The sequence below is a fragment of the uncultured Aquincola sp. genome (assembly GCF_964001545.1).
Classification (GTDB): domain Bacteria; phylum Pseudomonadota; class Gammaproteobacteria; order Burkholderiales; family Burkholderiaceae_C; genus Aquincola.
Window position 1 is genome coordinate 1 of the sequence record NZ_CAXFDV010000126.1, and the last position, 4,772, is coordinate 4,772.

The 4,772-nt window shown below is 69.0% G+C and carries 4 protein-coding genes; 1 reads left to right on the top strand and 3 read right to left on the bottom strand.

From position 1 onward, the window contains the following. Positions 1-147: 147 nt before the first annotated feature. From ABNT58_RS04170 to asd, 3 genes are read right to left on the bottom strand one after another with little or no spacing between them, the layout of a single operon-like run. Positions 148-1,005, bottom strand: a complete 858-nt coding sequence (locus ABNT58_RS04170; RefSeq protein ID WP_348752250.1) for a hypothetical protein — start codon at positions 1,003-1,005, stop codon at positions 148-150. 47 nt (positions 1,006-1,052) lie between these two features. After that, complete coding sequence (locus ABNT58_RS04175; protein ID WP_348752251.1) at positions 1,053-2,213, bottom strand: glycosyltransferase; 1,161 nt, start codon at positions 2,211-2,213, stop codon at positions 1,053-1,055. Beyond that, the gene (gene asd / locus ABNT58_RS04180) at positions 2,210-3,130 is read right to left on the bottom strand and encodes an archaetidylserine decarboxylase (RefSeq protein ID WP_348752252.1); all 921 of its coding nucleotides are present in this window, start codon (positions 3,128-3,130) and stop codon (positions 2,210-2,212) included. Before asd ends, ABNT58_RS04175 begins: the two co-directional genes overlap by 4 nt. A 53-nt stretch (positions 3,131-3,183) precedes the next feature. On the opposite strand from asd, the gene ABNT58_RS04185 reads away from it, so the two are divergent. Then, positions 3,184-4,772: aminotransferase class III-fold pyridoxal phosphate-dependent enzyme (locus ABNT58_RS04185; protein ID WP_348752253.1), on the top strand; the 1,589-nt coding region annotated here is incomplete at its 3' end.

Genomic DNA, 4,772 nt, shown 5'->3' on the forward strand with positions numbered 1-4,772 from the left:
CCGACGGCCGGCTGGAGATCCTGGACCGCAGCAGGAATGCGCGGGTGCCGCAGACGACGGTCAAGCGCGGGCTGCGCAAGGGGCGCAAGGCGGCCAACGCAGCGGTGGAACCGGTGTCGCTGGACGGGGTGATCTGAGACAGGCAGATCACAGTGCGGGCTTGAGCTTCGGGTAGGTCCTGAAGAGCTTCCACTGCTGGAAGTCCTGGATGTACGAGGGCGGAAAAGTGGCCACCACCTTGGCGTAGGCGCGCATCAGGCCCGGACCGTTCTCCAGGATCGACTTCAAGCGTGCTTCGTCCTCGAAGACGATCGGCAGCGACCGATCCGATAGTTCATAGAGCAGCATGTAGGACTGCTCTATGGTCCCTGCTTCGTCCGCCACCCTGAGACTTGCGTATTGCGTGAGCTTCGCTGCCAGTTCAAGGGAAGAACTGCTCAGCCTTCGAACCGCCTGCCCGACGGTCTGGAACGGCATCTGCACCGCCGACCAGGCAAAGGCACAGCCGCGATTGCTGCGCACCAGAAAGACGGCACCGCAGCCAGCAACCGCGGGGGCACGCGATGGCGCAAGACGAAACTCTTTCATGTAGCTCATCAACACCCTGCCTCCCCAGCCCCTGGCGCCAATGGCACCGGTGCCCCAGAGAAGGAACGCCGGCTGCGTACCGCTGTTGCGGATGTAGTGGCACCAGGCTTCGAACAGGCGTGCGTCACCGCTCATATGGCCGGCAGCCACCCGGCTGAAGTCGCTGTTGGCCACGAAGACGGCACCACAGCTCGTCAGTCCCGTGACGGCCACACCCTCGCCGGCCTGCAGCTGGACCCAGAGGCTGAAGTTGCCTTCGCGAGTGCTCTCTGCGAACTGCATGCCGCCCATGTCCATCGAGATGTTCGAGTGGATGTCCAGCTTGCAGCGCGCGTCGTCCGGTTTGTCGTCGATCAGTTCACCGGTGGTGATGTCGAAGGCCACTTGCAGGCGGCTGGGACCCAGTTCGAAGGACATGCAAACCTCCATGTCGGCGCCCCGTCATTCTGCGTCGCCGTATCCGGTCACGCCCACCCCATGCCCGCAGTCGTGGCGGCCGTCTCAGCCCGCTTCAGCTCCTGCGCCATCAGCTCCAGCACTTCCCACACCGCCCGGTTGCGCATCGCCTCCACCCGCGACTGAAAGGCCGGCAGATCGGCCAGCAGCCGCTGCGTGGCGTGACCCAGCGCACGGACCGAGCGCACGGTGGTGCCCAGGCCGTGCTCGTGGATCCACTGCACGTTGTAGCGCTCCTGCGGCATCACGCCGGTGGGTGCCAGCGCGATCACCGGCAGGCCGCGCTGCACTGCTTCGCTCAGGCTGCCGGGGCCGGGCTTGCCGATGAAGAAGTCGGCCAGGTCCATCAGCGGCGGCATGTCCTGCGTGAAGCCCACGGCCACATGCGGCGCGCTGCGCTGCAGGGCCTGCAGCTCCTGCCGCAGCGCCACGTTGTGGCCGCAGGCAAACAGCAAGGGCACCTCGTCCAGCCGGCGGGCGATGGACAGCATCTGCACCGAGCCATGGCCGCCGAACATCACCAGCCCCAGCGGTCGGTCCACCGGCAGCCCCAGCGCCTGTCGTTGACGGGCGCGCTCGGCCGCCGGCATGGCCGGCGCATGGAAGGCGGGGCGCAGCACCATGCCCGAGGTGGCCCGCACCCGCTGCGCGGGCACACCGGCCGCCAGCGCCTGCTGCACCGCGCGCGCCGTGCCGCAGACGAAGGTCTGCGCCTGCTGCGGCTCGATCCAGAAATGCGGCGGATGGTCGGCCAGGTCGGTCAGCACCGTCATGTACGGCACTTGCGGCGCAGCGGCCCGCAGGCCCTGGAACAAGGCACGGTTGAAATTGGGCACCAGGCTCACCACCAGGTCGGGCGGCGCGGCCTGCCAGTGCTGGCGCAGCAGCCGCACCATCGGCCGGTGGCCCAGGCGGATCAGCATCTGCAGCAGCTTGAGCTCCTGCGCCAGGCCCAGCGTCCAGCCGCGGCGCAGGCGCAGGTTGTAGTAGTCCTCGGGCTCGAAGCCCGTCAGCCGCCGGAAGCTGGACTGGGCGTCCAGCACCCGCGTGAGGTTGACGAGCCGTACCCGCCAGGGCCGCTGCTGCAGCGCCGCGGCTTCCTGCAGCGCCTGGGCCGCAGCGCGGTGGCCGCCGCCCGCGTCGAAGTACACGAGGTCGATGGTCTTCATGCGGGGCCCGATGCTGCACCCGCCGCATGACCGGCCGTTGACGGCGCCGTCGCGGCCACCCGGCGCAGCAGCGGCTCGCCCATGCGCAGCCGCCGGCCGGTGTGCACGCCCTCGGCCAGCGCAAAGCCCGGCGGCACGAAGACGATGAGCGTGGACCCATGCTCGAACCAGCCCAGCTCCTGCCCCTTGTGCACCCGCGCATCGCAGGGCAGCTCATGCGGGCCGGCCCAGCGCAGGTGCAGCAACACGTCCAGCGCATGCAGCCGGATGCTGGCCACCAGCACCGCCGCCACCGCCACGATGGCCAGCGGTTGCTGGTCCTGCGCCAGCCGCAGCCGCAGCACCGCACGCTCGTTGCGGCAGAAGAGGCGCTCCACGCGTTTCAAAGCCACCGGGTTGACGTTCCAGGTGTCGCCGCTCAAGTAGGTGACGTGTTCCAGCGTTGCGTCATGCGGCGCATGGAAGCGGTGGTACATCGCCGAGGTCAGCCGCAGCGTGAGGTAGGTACCGCCCTCGAACTCGCTGCTGTCCTGCGTGGGGCCGAACAGCTCGGCCATGCGGTACGGAAAGCCCTTGGCCTGGTACACGCGGCCGGCCTGCACCGTGCCGCACTCGCCCACGATGCAATCGCTGGGGCTGCACAGCACATCCGCCTCCATGCTCACCGGCCGCGCGCCGGGCACCAGCTCACGCGTGAAGCAGTCGTGCAGGCTGGCAAAGCGCTGCTGCTTTGCATCGCTCAGGTCCAGGTCGGTGAAGAGGCGCCACACCGCGATGGACAGCCGCGCCAGCCAGGGGTTGCGGATCTTGCTGAAGCGCCCCATCGCCCGCGTGAGCGCGATGCGCGGGATGCGGTTGGTCAGCAGAAAGTTGAGGTCTTCCTGCTGCAACAGGCGGCGCCAGGCGCCGGTTTTCATGGTGGTGTCAAGCATCTGGGTTAGACCCCGGGGTTGGCAAACAAGGACATGACATGGACGACACCTTCGCGCTGACGGCCCTGGCCGTGGCGGCGCTCGGCACGCTGGGTTGGGGACTGCCGCGCACGCGGCGCCGGCTGCAGTTGTCGCGGGCCAAGCACCGCTCGCTCACCGGACATGCCCGCATGGCCAAGCGCGTGGCCGGCTGGATTCCGGGCTTTTCCTACGGCCCTGACCGCTTCTTCAATGCCGACGGCGTGCCCGATGCGGTGGCTGAGCGGCGCCGCGCCGGCTTCGAGCGGCTGGCCGCGCTGTATGCCCAGCGCTTTGCCCAGGGCGCGGCGCTCACGGCGCAGGCCGCCGAGGGCTTGTCGGACCTGCAATTCACCGGCCGCTACCGCGTGCCCTTCCCTTTCAGCGCCATGGTGCGGCAGCACCTGCGCGCCGGCAGCTTCATCACGCAAGCCAGCGGCGTGATGCTGCAGGACCTGGACGGCAACGAGTTGCACGACCTGACGGGCAGCTACGGCGTCAACGTGTTCGGCGTCGACTTCTACAAGGCCTGCATGCAGGAGGCCCATGCCGCCACCATGGCCGTGGGGCCGGTGCTGGGCAGCTACCTGCCCTGCGTGGCCGACAACATCGCGCGGCTGCGCAAGATCTCGGGCCTGGACGAAGTCTCGTTCCACATGTCGGGCACCGAAGCGGTGATGCAGGCGGTGCGCCTGGCCCGCTACCACACCGGCCGCAAGCACCTGGTGCGCTTTGCCGGGGCCTATCACGGCTGGTGGGACGACGTGCAGCCCGGCCCCGGCAACCCGATGCCGCAGCGCGACACCTACACCTTGAAGGACATGGACGAGCGGACGCTGCAGGTGCTGCGCACCCGGCGTGACATCGCCTGCGTGCTGGTCAACCCGTTGCAGGCGCTGCACCCCAACTCGGCGGCGCCGGGCGATTCGTCGCTGGTGGACAGCAGCCGCCGCGCCGGCGTGGACCGCGCCGCCTACACCGCCTGGCTGCAGCAGCTGCGCCAGGTGTGCACCGAGCGCGGCATCGTGCTGATCCTGGACGAAGTGTTCGTCGGCTTTCGCCTCGGTGAGCGCGGCGCGCAGGGCTACTTCAATCTGCAGGCCGACCTGGTGACCTACGGCAAGACGCTGGGCGGCGGCCTGCCGGTGGGCGTGGTCTGCGGCAAGGCGGCGCTGATGAAGCGCTTTCGGGACGACCGGCCGGCCGACATCTGCTTTGCGCGCGGCACCTTCAACGCCCACCCCACGGTGATGGCGGCGATGAACGCCTTTCTGCGTCGGCTGGACACGCCTGAGGTGCAGGCGATCTACGACGGCCTGGACGAGCGCTGGACGGCCCACCAGGACCGCTTCAATGCGGCGCTGGCGGCGGCCGGCGTGCCGGTGCGTGTGGCCGGGCTGCAAAGCATCTGGACGGTGCTGTACACCGTGCCTTCGCGCTACAACTGGATGCTGCAGTTTTATCTCCGGGCGCATGGGCTGGCGCTGTCGTGGGTGGGCAGCGGCCGCATCGTGTTCAGCCTCAACCACAGCCAGGCCGACGTGGAGGCGGTGACGGCCCGCTTCGTGGCCGCGGCCCGCGAGATGCAGGCCGACGGCTGGTGGTGGCA